The following is a 16,338-nucleotide window of genomic DNA, read 5'->3' as shown; positions in this document are numbered from 1 at the left end:
TATCGTTCAATTAATTTATAACCTCTCCGTAGAGATCAAAATCTTCAGCCTCGATAATTTTAACTGTAGCATATTCCCCTGTTTTTAGGTAGGTGGATGATGCATCAATTAATACCTCATTGTCCACATCGGGAGAATCAAACTCCGTTCTACCAACGAAATAATTTCCTTCTTTTCTATCGATCACAATCCTATAGATTTCCCCAATTTTGGTTTGATTGAGTTCCCATGATATTTGTGACTGAATTTCCATGATCTGGTTGGCTCGATCTATTTTCACATCGTCAGGCACATCATCCTCTAAATTAAAGGCATGCGTATTTTCTTCGTGACTATAAGTGAAGCAACCCAAGCGTTCAAAACGCATGTCCTGAACCCATTGTTTTAATTCTTCAAAATCTTCTTCAGTTTCCCCGGGATAACCAACAATCAAGGTTGTTCTAATAGCCATTTCGGGAACTTTATTTCTAAATGTCTGAAGTAGTTTCGTTGTTTTTTCTTTGGTCGTACCACGACGCATACTTTTCAGGATATGATCGGAAATATGCTGAAGTGGAATATCTATATAATTGCAGATTTTGGATTCGGTTTTCATAACATCCAAAACATCCATTGGAAAACCGGTTGGAAAGGCATAATGTAAACGGATCCATTCGATACCATCAACTTTTACAAGAGCTTCCAGCAATTCTGCTAAATTACGTTTTTTATAAAGATCAAGTCCGTAATAGGTTAGATCCTGAGCGATCAAAATAAGCTCCTTAACACCTTTTGCTGCTAAATTTTCAGCTTCTTTTACCAGATCTTCAATCGGTGTACTACGGTGCTTTCCACGCATTAAAGGAATAGCACAAAACGAGCAAGGTCTGTCACAACCCTCAGCAATTTTTAAATAAGCATAGTTCTTAGGTGTCGTTGTTAAACGTTCACCAATCAACTCATGTTTATAATCAGCCCCTAAAGCTTTTAATAAACCGGGTAACTCAGTGGTTCCAAAATAAGCATCTACATCCGGAATTTCCTTTTGCAGATCAGGTTTGTATCGCTCACTCAAACAACCGGTAACAAATACCTTATCTACAACACCCGCTTCTTTTTGCTGCACATATTCCAAAATGGTGTTCACGCTTTCTTCCTTGGCGTTATTGATAAATCCACAGGTATTAATTACTACAATATTACCTTCCTCCTCATGAGCTACTTCCTTCCCATTGGCTTTAAGCTGTCCCATAAGTACCTCGCTATCGTAAACATTTTTACTACAGCCGAGGGTTACCACGTTAATTTTATTTTTTTTAAGCGTTTTTGTGCGCATATTCTTTTACAAATCAGGGCGCAAAGATACGGAATCCTTAAGGATTTTTTATAGCTATGATCAGAAACTAAAATTTCATAAACAGGGGTATTTTCTAAACGGAATAAAAAAACTCCCAAGGTTAGGCTTAAGAGTTATAAGAAGTTTTATTTATTCCATTTCTTCTAAAAATATTTTCGAACAATAAATTCAATGACAATGCAACATTAACATTTTCGAAATACAAACTGTGAAAATCTACAATATTTGATGCTTTTAAATTACCAAGAATTTCGCCCTATATATTCAACAGAAAGAATAAGACTATACTTTTTTCATTGTTTTTGCTATTAGTTAATTATAATTTTTAGGAGAAATTCTTTTTCCGGAGGTTTGTTCATAACTATAGGCCCAGTCGAGCAAACGTTTTTCTGATAGTGGCAGACTGATAAAGGTTAAACCTTTTGGAGCGCCTTTTTCATCGTAACCCATGGGTACCGTAATTGCCGGGTATTCTGCAACGGCCGCAAAACCAGCATGGTAATTATTGATACTTAAAAATCCATCAAGTTCATGAGTGGTCATGGGCTTATTGAAAAACAATCTGCCATTCGTTTTCAATGTATCTTTTATCTTTTTAAAGTCTTCTGGTGTAGCCTGATCCGCAACGGCACTTAAAAATAGAGATTGGCCATATGGCATGGCCATTATAGAATCCTTTTTATTGAATACAATAACATCTTGCATAGAGCTTACAGTAAGGTCTTCCCCACCAAAATTGGCAAGGTAATCCGGTAAATCCTTCTGCATATCTAGATTAAGGAGTCTCCTGAAGTTAGGTAAATTTACATCCTCTTCTTCAATCTCTACTACGGTTGCTCCACTCGATTTAAGATCAGCAATAGCATTCACATATAAACTATCTTCCAAAAGGCGCTTAAAGGCTCCAAAGCGCTTACCTTCCAACGCGTTAGAACTAAACCCTTCATACATTGGCTTTTTATTATAAGGTTTCATCGACTTAGCATCCTGAGGGTCATATCCCAACATAGCGTCCAACATGATCGCATTATCGAGCACATTTTTCGTCATAGGGCCGGGTGTGTCCAAGGTTGATGAGATCGGAACAATTCCCGACCGACTTAACAAACCAATAGTGGGTTTTAATCCCACGTTAGAATTTTGACTAGAAGGCGATAAAATAGAACCGGAGGTTTCACTTCCAACAGCAGCTACAGAAAAATTAGCTGCCACGGCCACGCCACTGCCTGAACTCGACCCACCGGTATCCAATATTCGTCGGCCGTAGGGATTTAAAGTTTGTCCGCCAACCGCACTATATCCGCTTGGGCAATCACCACAGAAAAAATACGCCCATTCACTCAAATTGGCTTTACCCAATATAATAGCACCATGCTTTTTAAGCTGCTTAACAATAAAGGCATCATCGGTACGATTATTAATCAAGGCAGAAGCACCAGCTGTTGTAGGCACCTCAGCAGTATTAATATTATCTTTAAGAAGAATAGGCATTCCGAAAATGGGATGCTTTAATTTCCGATTTAATAGTTCCCGATCCTTTTGTTTAGCTTCTGCGATCGCATTAGGATTAATAGATATAACGGAATTCAAGGAAATATCATTATCTCGGTCGAATTTACGGATACGGTACAAATAAAACTTCGTAAGTTGTTCGTATGATAAGTTATCCGAATTGATACTTTTTTGAAGTGTTTTAATGTTTTGCTCTAAAACAAGTGGTTTTAAGGCCTGATAATCCTGTTCAGTAAAATCTTCAAGATCATTGTTGATAGGCTCCCAAAGTATGTCGTTGTTGATATATTTGGAATCGAGGACTTTAAATTCTCTGAAATCCTTTGAAGCAACAGCTGATGAGTCGGTGGCTGTTTGTTCCATATCCAAAGGGGTTTTAGTATCATTTTTACAAGATAAAAATGACACCAAAAGAAATGCGAGTAGAAGGTGTTTCATAGTTAATTTTTTATTAAAATTACTAAAAATTCACCTTTATATAAGGGGTTGAAAATGGTCGTAAAAATATATAGAACAACTCTATAAATACAACGTGTTGACTAACAGGTGTTTAAATAGTTAGTGTTATAAAAACTATCCTGTTAAAAGGCTGTTAAAGTTTTTGTGTGCAATAATTTTCCTACGAATCTGGGAACAAATTTTAAAAATCGCAGAGTTTTTGGAATCAGGGATTTGGTGTTATTTGAAAAATGAATCTACAAACTCGTATTTATTAAACACTTGTAAATGTTCAATACCTTCGCCCACACCAATGTATTTTACAGGAATTTTAAATTGGTCGGAGATACCAATAACAACCCCACCTTTTGCAGTTCCATCTAGTTTTGTAACACACAAAGTGGTTACTTCAGTGGCCGCTGTAAATTGTTTCGCCTGTTCGAAGGCGTTCTGGCCGGTAGAGCCATCTAAAACCAACAACACATCGTGAGGGGCTTCAGGAATTACTTTTTGCATCACGCGCTTTACTTTGGTTAGCTCGTTCATCAAATTTACCTTATTATGCAAACGACCAGCGGTGTCTATAATAATAACATCAGCGTCTTGTTTTACTCCGGATTGCAAAGCATCGAAGGCTACAGATGCCGGATCGGAGCCCATATTCTGTCGCACCATAGGCACGTCTACCCTATCAGCCCAAACCTGAAGTTGGTCGATGGCCGCGGCACGAAACGTATCTGCAGCACCAAGAACCACTTTAAAACCATTCTTTTTAAATTGATAGGCGAGCTTTCCAATGGTCGTGGTTTTACCTACACCATTAACTCCTACAACCATGAGCACGTAAGGTGTTTTTTGTCCGTTGCCTTGAGGCGGTAACTCAGGAATGGTAAATTCGGTTTCTTCTCCGGTATTTGTTTCACTTAATAATCCTGCAATTTCTTCACGTAATATGAGATTAAGTTCATCAGTGCCCAGATATTTATCTTTAGCCACACGCTCTTCAATGCGCTCGATGATCTTAAGTGTGGTATTTACGCCTACATCACTGGTTACGAGTACTTCCTCCAGATTATCTAAAACCTCATCGTCTACTTTTGATTTTCCGGCTACGGCTTTTCCTAGTTTTCCGAAAAAGCTGGTTTTGGATTTCTCGAGACCTTTATCTAAGGTTTCTTTTTTTTCGGATGAGAATATTTTTTTTATGAAGCTCATTTTGTAATTAAGTTGTTTGCGTTAGGGATTGTAGCTAGCTACCATGTAGCGCGGAAAGCCCGACCCGAAGGGTAACGCCCAAATTAACGTATGGTTTATTAGGTCAAATATAAAATAAAAAAAGCTGCTTTCCGAACAGAAAGCAGCTTATAATATATGCTTGATTGTAACTTACTTTTTAGCTAAAAAGTCGTTTACTTCTTCCGGAGCCATGATAGATTCAACAAACATGTAAGCGCCTGTTTTCGGCGACTTAACCATTTTTATTGCCTTTGTTAATCGTTTAGATCCTGTTTGTAATGTTGCTACTGATTTCTTTGCCATGATCTATGTTTTTTACTTGATTTCTTTATGAACAGTCATGCGATTAAGAATAGGATTGAATTTTTTAATCTCCATTCTTCCCGGTGTGTTCTTTTTATTTTTAGTACTTATGTAACGAGAAGTTCCTGGTTTTCCAGACTCTTTGTGCTCGGTACACTCTAAAATTACTTGTATTCTGTTTCCTTTTTTTGCCATCTCTATATTATTTTTTTCCAGCGATTACTTTAAGAAGCCTTTAGATTTTGCTTCTTTAAGTGCTGCAGAAATACCTATCTTGTTAATTGTTTTTAAAGCAGAAGTTGACACTTTTAAAGTTATCCACTTATCCTCTTCAGGGATATAAAAACGTTTTTTAACCAAATTGGCATTGAATTTACGTTTTGTTCTGTTTAACGCATGAGACACGTTGTTTCCAACCATAGCTCTCTTTCCTGTAAGTTCACAAACTCTTGACATTGTTATATAACTTTAATTGGTGTTACCTAAAATCGAGGTGCAAATATACAAATTCTTTGTATTATGACAACCTAATTTTTATCTATTTTTAAAAATTTCTTTAAGCAACATTTCGAGTGCTTTATTTACCGCTTTATTGATCACTTTTACCCGGTGATTTCCGAAGTTGAATTTTTCGGAATATATAGTATCCTTTGTAGCAATAGCAATATATACGGTACCTATTTCGGCTTCTGAATCGCCTTTAGTTGGACCCGCATTTCCTGTTGTTGCCAAGGCAAAATCAGATTTGAATAAATGGCGTGCATTTGCAGCCATAGCTTCGGCAACCTGAGAACTCACTACCGAATAGGTATCTATGATCTCTTTTGGAACCGCAAGCACATCGGTTTTTGAAGCCGTAGCATAGGTTACAACACCTCCATTAAAGAAGTTAGAGGCTCCGGAATGCAATGTAAAACGTTCTGCAACAGCACCACCTGTGCAACTCTCGGCGATAGCTAGTGTTTTTCCTAGTTTTATAAGTTGTTTGGCTATTACGATCTCCACAGAACCTTCTTCTTCCTCGAAGCCCGCGAACTCATCTTTTATTAAAGGTAAAAGCGCGTCGATCTGGTTCTGCACTTCAAGTTTTACTGCTTTTACGTCGAAACCTTTCGTAGATATGCGCAGCCGCATTTTTCCCAGACTTGGTAAATAAGCCAGTTTGATGTGTGCTGGTAACGCGTCTTCCCAGACTTCGATCTTTTCGGCAAGAGCGCTTTCACCCAAACCATAAACCAGTAAGGTTTTATGAAGAATATATGGACAATTATATTTTGCTTTTAACTTTGGAATTACTTGGTGCTCCATCAGAGCCTTCATTTCGTAAGGCACACCCGGAAGCGAAACAAATACCTTCTCTCCCTCTTCGAACCACATGCCGGGTGCGGTTCCCAGCTTATTCATTAAAACCGTTGCTTTGGTAGGTACTAAAGCCTGATCTTTATTAACCTGGAGTAACTTTCCTCTCACATGATTTTTCCAAAGGTTTTCGATATTATCTAAAACTTCGGAATCTAGTTCGAGCGTATCATTAAAAAATTGAGCAATTGTTTTTTTAGTGATATCGTCTTTGGTGGGCCCTAAACCGCCCGTAAGTATTACAATATCCACGCGGCTTTTGGCGTCATGTAAGGCTTGAAGAATGTGATCTTTATCGTCTTGTATCGATGTTATTTGAAATACTGAAACCCCAATTTTATTGAGTTGCTTAGCCATGAACGCGGAATTGGTGTCAATAACTTGACCAATTAAAAGTTCATCGCCTATGGTGATTATTTCAGCAAGCATTAGAGATTAAAGTCGGACTTGATTTCTGCCAAGGCATTATCGACAGCCGTGGTAACATTATTAAGTTTGTCAGTAATATCTAAGTCGGTTTTGGTGAATTTTCCCCAATCCTGCACTTCAATTAAGTCGTCAAGAACACCTAATTCAAATAAATCTATAGTAGGTTTCATTTTATGAGCAGCCTGATAGGCCTCCTTGTAGTCTTTGTTAGCTACAGCATTTTTTAAACGTTCTACATCTACAGCAACTTCATCCAAAAAGGTTTCGGCCAAGGCCTGAATAAAATTTTCGTCGTTATCTGCTAACTCTTTAACACGATCAAGCTTATAATATTTTTCCATATCATTTTATTTTTATTGAAAACATTTCGTGGTCTTCAATATATCCTTTTAAAGTATCATTGGGTTCTACTTTAGAAACACCGGCAGGTGTTCCTGTAAATATAATATCTCCTATCTTTAAAGTAAAATATTTTGAGACATATTCTATAATTTCATCAATTTTCCAAAGCATAAGGCTGGTATTTCCGTTTTGCACAATTTTATCATTCTTTTTTAAAGAAAATGTAATCGAATTTACATCAGCAAACTTTTTTTTAGGCAACCAATCCCCTATTACTGCTGCGCCATCAAAAGCTTTAGCCTTTTCCCACGGAAGCCCTTTAGCCTTTAAATCACCTTGTAAATCACGAGCTGTAAAATCGATTCCCAAGCCAATTTCATCATAATATTTATGAGCGAACTGTTTATCGATATGTTTTCCAAGTCGGTTGATTTTTACTAAAATCTCGACCTCATGATGTACATCATTCGAAAAGTCAGGAATAAAAAAAGGCTGCTTTTTCAGCAAAATAGCCGTATCAGGTTTTAAAAATACTACGGGATCTTTGGGTTTTTCGTTCTCCAATTCTGCAATGTGCTCCGTATAGTTTCTACCAATGCAAATTAATTTCACTTTAAGTTATTTTGAGATTGAATGATTATATCTTGTTATTAAAATTGCGCAATTTAATAGCTGTTAAAACCTTTTTGGTGTACAGGGGAAAATCTGCATTTAAAAGCCAGCCAAAATAACCGGGCTCAGCTTCTAATACTTCAGTCACTAATTTTCCTTTGTGTTTACCAAACGCAAAACATTCTTCTCCTTTTTTATTGTACCCAATAAAACCGGCAAAATCTGCAAACTTCTTACGCGAACTAAATTCAGACAGGAAATTCATGTCATTTTCCAAATCCTGATATTTTTCTAATTGCGCTTTAAGAACCTCATATGTAGCATCAGTATCAGCGCCGGCACTGTGGGCCTCCTCTAAGTTCTTATCGCAATAAAATTTATATGCGGCACTTAAAGTGCGTTGTTCCATTTTGTGAAAAATGGTTTGTACATCTATGGCACGTCGGTTTTTCATATCGAAATCGATGTCAGATCGAAGCATTTCTTCCGCTAATAGCGGAATATCAAAACGGTTAGAGTTGAACCCTCCTAAATCTGAGTCTTTAATGACATTGTAAACATCCTTCGCAACCTCTTTAAAGGTCGGAGCATCAGCAACCATATCGTCTGTAATTCCATGAATATCTGAAACTTCCTTAGGTATCGGCATTTCTGGATTTATTAACCACGTCTTTCGCTCTTCATCCCCATTAGGGTGTACTTTGAGTATGGCCATTTCAACAATGCGATCTTTTGAAATATTGATGCCAGTTGTTTCCAGATCGAAAAAACAGATGGGTTTACTTAAATTTAAATGCATGTCAATTTTTTATGAATGTTTTAGTTTTTGAGCTTGCTAAAACAATCCTCAAATATACTGTTTGTTCTTAAGTTTTGGCAGTATTGTTAAATCTCCCGATTGGTATCCCAAGCTTCCAAATAGTTTTTTACAGCCTGTACAAATTGTCCGCCTAAAGCTCCATTAACCACACGATGATCATAGGAATGAGACAGGAACATTCTATAACGAATCCCGATGAAATCCCCTTCAGGCGTTTCAATGACAGCAGGTACTTTTCGGATAGCCCCTAAGGCCAAAATTCCAACTTGAGGTTGATTAATTATTGGCGTTCCCATTATGCTTCCGAAGGTTCCAACATTGGTTACCGTATAAGTTCCGCCTTGAATTTCGTCAGGTTTTAATTGATTCAATCGTGCGCGATTAGCCAAATCATTTACCTGTTTTGTCATCCCAACCAAGTTCAACTGATCCGCATTTTTTATAACAGGAACGATCAAATTACCATCTGGTAAAGCCGCCGCCATTCCTATATTAATTTGCTTCTTTTTGATGATAGAATCACCTTTCACCTGAATGTTTATCATTGGAAAATCTCGAAGCGCTTTTGCAATGGCCTCCATAAATATTGGTGTAAAAGTGAGGTTTTCGCCTTCTCTTTCCATAAAAGCGTTTTTCATCCGCTTTCGCCAATTCCAAATATTGGTTACATCTGCCTCAATAAAACTCTGAACATGAGCCGAAGTTTGTGTGGACTCGACCATGTGATGGGCAATCATTTTACCCATTCGTGTCATTTCAATAATTTCATCACCATCGTTAGTAACCACTGGTTTTGGAGCTGGTTTAGACGGTGTCTTAGGCGGAGTTTCAGGGGCTTTAATATCCTGTTTCAGACTTGGTGCTGGAGTTATTGGCTCCTTAACGGCACCACGATTTTTGATATAATTCAGGATATCATCTTTTGTCACACGACCTTCTAATCCTGAACCGGGGATACCATCTAATTCTTCCTGAGTTATATTTTCTTCTTTAGCTATATTGCGAACCAGTGGTGAGTAAAAACGCGTATCACTTGACACTGCTGGCGAAACTATTTCTTTTGCTTTTTTAACCGTTTGATCAACTTCCGAAACCGAATTTGCCTGAGTTGTTGTAGTTTCAGGATTTTCAGGAGTTTCTGAAGCTGTGTCTCCTTGATCTTCTTGAAACCCTTCAGGTTCTATAACGTTCGAGTCTTCCCCTTCCGTTTCAATTATGGCCATTACTTCGCCTACCTGAACAACATCATCTACATTAAAAAATTTTTCTACTAAAACACCTTCTACTTCACTAGGCACCTCACTATCTACTTTATCGGTTGCAATTTCTAAAACAGCTTCATCCATTTCAATGGTATCGCCAACATCTTTAAGCCAGGAGGTTATAGTTGCCTCTGCAACACTCTCTCCCATCTTCGGTAATTTCAGCTCGAACTTTGCCATATCTATAACGTTGTAGTCGGTTTTTAATTAGACGTTGCAAAATTAACTAAAAATCATCGGTTTTTTTAAATTATACTTAATTTTATCGAATTCCAGGACTTCACCACGGCTTACACCATTATCACTACCCAAAATGAAATGGGCTTTATCTGGTAAGATTTTAAAAGAAGTGTTGTATTTATTTAATTCGATCTCCTGTATGATTTCTTTGTAACTCAAAACATTGGCATCAAAAATAACTTGAGCCTCACGATCTATTGCAACTTCTTCAGAAAACAATATCAACTTTTTATCGAGTGCATTTTGTAGTTTTTGAATCATATTGTTTGAAACAAGCACATAATATTTTGGTTTTATATTCGTAATCTTAGGACTTTTTCTAAAAACATGAAGCGTTTTAATTCCCAAATACACAAACATATCAAACAACCTGTTTCGCTTGAAATGTTTTTTGTAGAATAATTGCATAGCATTAAAAAATTGCAGAGCGTAATTTTTATCTTTTAAGGTGCTTTCCCCTTTAAAATGGATAACAGTTGTTTTACCAAAATAATAATTTTCAAAACCTGCTTTTAAGGCGCAATATGAAAGATCAATATCTTCACCGTACATGAAGTAACGCTCATCAAAACTACCGATCTGATGAAATACACTCTGTTCCATCAACATAAATGCGCCAACTAAAACATCAACCTTTTGAATACTTTCCTCTTGGATGTGCGCAGCGTAATATGGCTTATTGATCCCCATAAATTTTTTAACAGCTACTTTAATATCGGGCAGGTTTCTTTTACTTTCAGGAAGGAATTTTCCGGAACCATTGATTAACTTACAACCAACAATTCCTAGATTTTTTTTTGAATTAGCAAATTGAAGTAATAATTCAAAAGTATCCTCAGCAACAACCGTATCAGGATTTAAAAAGCACAAATAATCACCAGTGGCTTGGGCCACTCCTATGTTATTCCCTTTTGAAAACCCGAAATTTTCTGAATTTTCAATTAAGGTGACCTCAGGAAACAATGCTTTTACCATTTCACAGCTATCATCTTGCGAATGGTTATCTACAACAATGATCTCGGCATCGAGATTTTGCGTTGCAGCACGAACACTTTTTAGACATAATTCCAAAAAGTATCGTACATTATAATTTAATATAATTATAGAGAGCTTCAAGAATGGTTTGAGAGGTTTTTTTGGATTAGTTAGTTGGTTAATTAGTTAGGATCTTAAGGAGTTTTCAAAGGGTATTCGGTTAACAATACTTCTGCCAAGGGTAATTTCATCAGCATACTCCAACTCGTCGCCCACAGAAATTCCTCGGGCTATTGTTGAAGTTTTAATGTTATACGCTTGAATTTGTTTATATATATAAAAATTAGTTGTGTCCCCTTCCATGGTAGAACTTAGAGCAAAAATAAGCTCATCCACCTGACCATCTTTTACTTTATTTACCAAAGGCTCAATACTTAAATCATGAGGTCCAATACCATCCATTGGTGATATTTTCCCGCCTAGCACATGGTATAACCCTTGATATGAACTTGTGTTTTCTATCGCCATGACATCTCTTACATCCTCAACCACGCAAATGGTCTTTGCATCCCGTTTTGGATTGGAACATATATAACAAAACTCCGAATCGCTTAAATTATTACATGACTGGCAAAATTTTACATCATTTCGCATTTGCATGAGAGCCTCCGACAGGTTTTTTGTTTGCGTTTTGGGTTGACGCATCAAATGCAAAACCAAGCGGAGCGCTGTGCGCTTGCCAATACCAGGGAGCTGGGACATTTCGTCGACTGCTTTTTCTAATATTTTTGATGAAAATTCCATGGTGGCGAAATTACAATATATTCCGAATATGAACTTGCTAAAAAAGTAAATACTTCATCGCTTTAAAATAGAAAAATATAGGTTTTCATTAAAATTACTTAATATTGCTCAACCAAAAACGGAATACGTGTTATGACCTCAACTCAGATTTTATTGCTCATCGCCGCTTATTTTGGGGTGCTTATTTTAATCTCTTATTTCACCGGTAAAGAGGACTCAAACGAGGCTTTTTTCAAAGCCAATAGATCTGCGCCTTGGTATTTGGTGGCCTTCGGAATGATTGGCGCATCCCTTTCCGGAGTTACTTTTATTTCTGTTCCTGGCATGATTGGCGGTCAACAATTTGCATATATGCAGGGCGTTTTCGGTTTTTTTGTGGGTTATATTTTTATTTTAACAGTGTTATTACCGCTTTACTATAGATTGAATGTAACTTCAATTTATCAATATCTTGAGCAACGCTTCGGTACAACTAGCTATAAAACCGGTGCATTTTTCTTTTTGCTTTCCAGAGTTACCGGAGCTTCCTTTAGATTATTTTTAGTGGCCTTAGCCATGCAATATATTGTTTTCGAAAATATTGGCGTACCCTTTTGGGCTACCGTGGTTATTTCCATTATGCTTATTTGGTTATACACTAACAGGGGTGGTATAAAAACCATTATTTGGACAGACACGTTACAAACTATGGCTATGCTGACTGCCGTTGGTGTTGCCATTTATTTAATAAATGAGCGTTTGGGCTGGAATTTCTCTACACTGATTGAGTCGTCTGAATTTGCCTCAAGAAGTCAAATATTCTACTTTGAGGACCCAAATTCGGCTACCTATTTTTGGAAATACTTTATTGGAGGTATTTTTATTGCCATCGCCATGACCGGTCTTGATCAGGATATGATGCAAAAGAATCTTACGTGCAAAACACCTGGAGAAGCCAAAAAAAATATGTTAACCATGGCCACCCTTTTGGTCGTTGTAAATTTTTTCTTTCTATCCCTCGGTGCCTTACTATTTATTTATGCTGAAAAAATGGGACTTCAAATTCCGGTGGTTGATGGTATTACCAGAACCGATTTATTATTCCCGGAGATTGCCATGAACCAAGGATTGGGAACTGCACTTGCCATCACATTTATCATTGGATTGATTGCGGCAGCATATTCCAGCGCAGATAGTGCATTAACCTCTTTAACCACCTCCTTTTCAGTAGATTTTTTAGGAATTGAAAAGCGTCCGGAAAGTCAAAGAAAGGCTTTGCGCAAAAAGGTTCATATCGCGGTGTCTTTAGTTCTAATAATTGTAGTGATTATTTTTAACAATCTGGAAGGAAATGTTGTAAGCAATCTTTTTAAATTCGCAACCTTTACCTACGGGCCATTGTTAGGATTGTTTTCCTTCGGAATTTTAACCAGGTATCAAATAAAAGATAAATACACCTGGGTTGTTGGTTTGATTTCTATTATCCTTACCTATTGTATTACGATACTTCCGCCAAGTATTATCGGAGCATACCAGTTTCAATGGGAAATATTACCATTAAACGGAATGTTAACCTTTATTGGATTAATACTGATTCGAAGAAAGTAACACCAAAGAACAGGCTACTTCAAAATTAATTCCCTCTTTTTTTAACAAGACATAAAACTCTGGATTTTCTGTACCCGGATTAAAAATAACCCGTTTCGGTTTTAATCCAATTATATAATCATAAAACGGTTTCTGATTATCCGGATTTAGATACAATGTAACTGTGTGAATGTCTTTAAAGGGCTTTAAAGATTCCTCAATTTCAACACCTGCCACACGACCTTCACGAGAACCAAAGGCAACTGTTTCAATATTTTGACCGACAAGTTTTTGGATGGCAAAATTAGAATAACGCCCCGGATTTAAAGAGGCTCCCATAACCAGAGTTTTCTTTTTCATAGTGTTAACAAAACGTTAATATTAATTAATAAAGTAACGAAATTAATCCTTCGACGTCTTTAAAGTACATAAATCAATCAATCAAAAAACAAATCAAATGAAAAGACTTATCTTTTTGTGCTTTATTTTTCTATTAACTCTATCAACAAAAGCACTAGCCACCAATTCCGATCCAGATCCAGATCCCAATCCTTTAAAATCAGGTGAAATTACCGGTCGCGTTTTAGACGCGAATTTAAAACAACCCTTACCGTATGTTAACGTTATTATTAAAAACGATCAGGGCGAGATACTCACAGGCGGTATAACAAGGGACGATGGCTTTTTTGAAATAGAAAAAATTGAACTTGGAAATATCCAGGTAAGCATACAATACATTGGTTATAAAACGTACTCGAAAGTACTTAGGCTCGATAGAAAAAATAATAAAGTAGACCTAGGTCAAATTTTTCTAGAAGAAAATTTAGAGAGCTTAAATGAGGTAACTGTTGTTGCCGAAGTTTCTACTATTCAACAAAAGGTAGACCGAAAAGTAATAACTGTAGGTAAAGATTTAGCAGCACTGGGAACAGCTTCTGATTTAATGACTGCTGTACCCTCAATTTCTGTAGACGCTCAAACCGGAGATATCACTTTGCGAGGTAACCAGAACGTTCGGGTGATGGTAGATGGTAAGTTTACCAATATACCAACAGCTCAACTGCTAAGACAATTACCTTCAACATCTATTAAATCGATCGAACTTATCACAAACCCCTCGGCTAAGTACAATCCTGAAGGCATGAGTGGTATCATCAATATTGTACTGCATAAAAATACCCAAATAGGCTTTAATGGTAATTTGAATGTTGGCCTGCGTTACATGCGCGAAGCAAAGTTTAACAGTGCTCTAAGCACAAATTATCGCAATGGCAAAGTCAATGTTTACGGTAATTATAGCAACAATATAGCCAAGAACAGAAATTTCGGAAACATTTCCCAGATTGAACAGAATTCCTTTCAAAACCTGAACATGCTAGACAATAATAAATCCTATGTTTATAAGTTTGGAGTTGATTATTATCTAAATGAAAAAAACACGATCTCTGCTTTCACCAACTACAACACCTTTAATGGAAATAGCTTGGTAAATTCGGATTATATTTTTACGAACAACATGAGTCTGAATCAATACCAGTTTAATGATGTTTATAATGAGAATAATTCCAGACAATATAATTTTGACTATAAATTAAAATTTGATAAAGAGGGTCATAATATCGAATTAGAGGTAGATCATAACAATTTTGATGAATTCATAGAAACAAGTAATGACGTGACCGGTGCTTCAACCCGCCCTGACTTCGATGAATTTACACGTACCGACAGAAACCGCACCACCATAAATCTGGATTATGTTAACCCACTATCTGAAAGTTCTAGACTAGAATTAGGATTACAGGCCAGACTTTTTGAAAATAATATTGATTATAACTCTGATGCCAGAATTCGAAATGAAAGCGGAGATTATATTCCAACTCAAAACGAATTTGATTATACCCGAGATATTTATTCTGCGTATTTAAGTTATTCTAAAAAATTTGAAAAATGGACCTATCAAGTAGGTTTACGTGCTGAAAATGTAATGGTAGATGTTAACGCATTTCAAATCGATCTTTCAACAGATGAAACTACGCCATTTCCTTTTGAAAATGACTATTTCCAAGTATACCCTTCCTTATTCCTAACCTATAATCCTTCTGAGAAAAACGGCTATCAATTAAGCTACAGTCGACGTGTTGATCGTCCCGGTATTGGGCAGGTAAATCCACTTCCACGCTGGAACACACCCTTGATTTCAGATTTAGGAAACCAGGAATTAGTGCCTCAGTTCACCAATTCATTAGAAGCCAATTACACCCGAAATTTAAAAAAAGGAAGTATTACTGGTGGTGTATTTTACAGAATTATAGAAGATGAGATCAATAGAGCAGTATTAGTGGACCGCTCAAATCTTGATTCGAACAGAATATTGTTAACCTTTGAAAACTTTGGAAATACCACAGCTTACGGGTTTGAATTATCAAGCAATTATCGCCCTACTAAATGGTGGAGTTTAAATGCCAGTTTCGATATGTACTCTAGAATCCAAAAAGGTATTTCTGAACGTCTCGATCCAAATATCGTTAACCCGACTGAAGCCGATATTGTTTTAGAAACTGTAAAAATTGATAATTTAATTTGGAACTTCAGAGTATTCAATAATTTTAAGGCAAGTCAAAAACTAACTTTTACTGCTTTTGCTATGTATCGCGGAAAGGATACCGGCTTAAACTTTACAATGGATCCGATGTATTTTGTAAACCTTGGAGCACGTTATTCTTTTCTTGAAAATAATAAAGCAACATTCAGCTTGAATTTTAATAATGTCTTCGAAACTCAAAAAATTTCTATTGTTAGTGAACGTCCATTTTTACAAACTGCCAACTTTTATCCAGAGTTTACAACAGTTTCAGGTACTTTATCCTATCGTTTCGGCGACAGTAAGTACCGAGCTAAGTCCAGAAAACGACGGGATGATTTTATTAAAGAAGCTCAAGGCGGACTATAATGAAAAATATATTTAGTAACCTACAACATATTAGTTGATGGTTAGTGCTATGCTAGGTTATTAAATAAAAAGCCCAAAGAGTTCATCTTTGGGCTTTTGGTTATTTATTTTTTTTAAAATCAGACAATAAAGTTTTATAAATTACGTTTAGTAT

At 36.5% G+C, this 16,338-nt stretch carries 16 protein-coding genes; 2 read left to right on the top strand and 14 right to left on the bottom strand.

Features of this window, described 5'->3' with window-relative positions; translation table 11 throughout:
* Nucleotides 1–10: 10 nt before the first annotated feature.
* The 13 genes from rimO to recR form a co-directional block, all read right to left on the bottom strand.
* Nucleotides 11–1,315, bottom strand: coding sequence for a 30S ribosomal protein S12 methylthiotransferase RimO (gene rimO / locus V8G61_RS07145; RefSeq protein ID WP_394874831.1), 1,305 nt, complete (start codon nt 1,313–1,315; stop codon nt 11–13).
* A gap of 333 nt (nt 1,316–1,648) precedes the next feature.
* Complete coding sequence (locus V8G61_RS07140; protein WP_394874830.1) at nt 1,649–3,286, bottom strand: amidase family protein; 1,638 nt, start codon at nt 3,284–3,286, stop codon at nt 1,649–1,651.
* 240 nt (nt 3,287–3,526) lie between these two features.
* Nucleotides 3,527–4,501 carry a signal recognition particle-docking protein FtsY gene (gene ftsY, locus V8G61_RS07135; RefSeq protein WP_394874829.1) on the bottom strand — a complete coding sequence of 325 codons (975 nt, stop codon included), beginning with the start codon at nt 4,499–4,501 and terminating at the stop codon, nt 3,527–3,529.
* Nucleotides 4,502–4,672: 171 nt separating this feature from the next.
* Complete coding sequence (locus V8G61_RS07130) at nt 4,673–4,825, bottom strand: DUF4295 domain-containing protein (RefSeq protein ID WP_394874828.1); 153 nt, start codon at nt 4,823–4,825, stop codon at nt 4,673–4,675.
* Nucleotides 4,826–4,837: 12 nt separating this feature from the next.
* On the bottom strand, nt 4,838–5,020 hold the full coding sequence (gene rpmG, locus V8G61_RS07125) for a 50S ribosomal protein L33 (protein WP_394874827.1): 183 nt from the start codon (nt 5,018–5,020) through the stop codon (nt 4,838–4,840).
* Nucleotides 5,021–5,044: 24 nt separating this feature from the next.
* Nucleotides 5,045–5,281, bottom strand: a complete 237-nt coding sequence (gene rpmB / locus V8G61_RS07120; protein WP_394874825.1) for a 50S ribosomal protein L28 — start codon at nt 5,279–5,281, stop codon at nt 5,045–5,047.
* Between the two features lie 78 nt (nt 5,282–5,359).
* Nucleotides 5,360–6,613 (bottom strand): competence/damage-inducible protein A, encoded by a 1,254-nt coding sequence (locus tag V8G61_RS07115; protein WP_394874823.1) that lies wholly within the window; start codon nt 6,611–6,613, stop codon nt 5,360–5,362.
* Complete coding sequence (locus V8G61_RS07110; RefSeq protein ID WP_394874822.1) at nt 6,613–6,954, bottom strand: Hpt domain-containing protein; 342 nt, start codon at nt 6,952–6,954, stop codon at nt 6,613–6,615. Before V8G61_RS07110 ends, V8G61_RS07115 begins: the two co-directional genes overlap by 1 nt.
* 1 nt (nt 6,955) lies before the next feature.
* On the bottom strand, nt 6,956–7,567 hold the full coding sequence (locus V8G61_RS07105) for a fumarylacetoacetate hydrolase family protein (protein WP_394874821.1): 612 nt from the start codon (nt 7,565–7,567) through the stop codon (nt 6,956–6,958).
* A 25-nt stretch (nt 7,568–7,592) separates the two neighbouring features.
* The gene (locus V8G61_RS07100) at nt 7,593–8,366 is read right to left on the bottom strand and encodes an exonuclease domain-containing protein (protein ID WP_394874820.1); all 774 of its coding nucleotides are present in this window, start codon (nt 8,364–8,366) and stop codon (nt 7,593–7,595) included.
* 86 nt (nt 8,367–8,452) lie between these two features.
* Nucleotides 8,453–9,829, bottom strand: coding sequence for a dihydrolipoamide acetyltransferase family protein (locus tag V8G61_RS07095; RefSeq protein ID WP_394874819.1), 1,377 nt, complete (start codon nt 9,827–9,829; stop codon nt 8,453–8,455).
* 42 nt (nt 9,830–9,871) lie between these two features.
* Nucleotides 9,872–11,005, bottom strand: a complete 1,134-nt coding sequence (locus V8G61_RS07090) for a glycosyltransferase family 2 protein (RefSeq protein WP_394874818.1) — start codon at nt 11,003–11,005, stop codon at nt 9,872–9,874.
* Between the two features lie 45 nt (nt 11,006–11,050).
* Entirely contained in the window at nt 11,051–11,668 is a 618-nt protein-coding gene (gene recR, locus V8G61_RS07085) for a recombination mediator RecR (RefSeq protein ID WP_394874817.1), read from the bottom strand.
* A gap of 132 nt (nt 11,669–11,800) precedes the next feature.
* Between recR and V8G61_RS07080 the strand changes: the two genes are divergently transcribed.
* On the top strand, nt 11,801–13,255 hold the full coding sequence (locus V8G61_RS07080) for a sodium:solute symporter (RefSeq protein WP_394874816.1): 1,455 nt from the start codon (nt 11,801–11,803) through the stop codon (nt 13,253–13,255).
* Here V8G61_RS07080 and V8G61_RS07075 read toward each other — a convergent pair.
* On the bottom strand, nt 13,232–13,594 hold the full coding sequence (locus V8G61_RS07075; protein WP_394874815.1) for a CoA-binding protein: 363 nt from the start codon (nt 13,592–13,594) through the stop codon (nt 13,232–13,234). The genes V8G61_RS07080 and V8G61_RS07075 overlap by 24 nt on opposite strands.
* Nucleotides 13,595–13,691: 97 nt before the next feature.
* On the opposite strand from V8G61_RS07075, the gene V8G61_RS07070 reads away from it, so the two are divergent.
* Complete coding sequence (locus V8G61_RS07070; protein WP_394874814.1) at nt 13,692–16,184, top strand: TonB-dependent receptor domain-containing protein; 2,493 nt, start codon at nt 13,692–13,694, stop codon at nt 16,182–16,184.
* Nucleotides 16,185–16,338 lie beyond the last annotated feature (154 nt).

It is taken from the genome of Gaetbulibacter sp. M240 (genome assembly GCF_043876815.1).
GTDB lineage: Bacteria > Bacteroidota > Bacteroidia > Flavobacteriales > Flavobacteriaceae > Gaetbulibacter_A.
The sequence above is the reverse complement of the archived record's forward strand: the minus strand, read 5'-3'. Positions and strand labels throughout refer to the sequence as shown.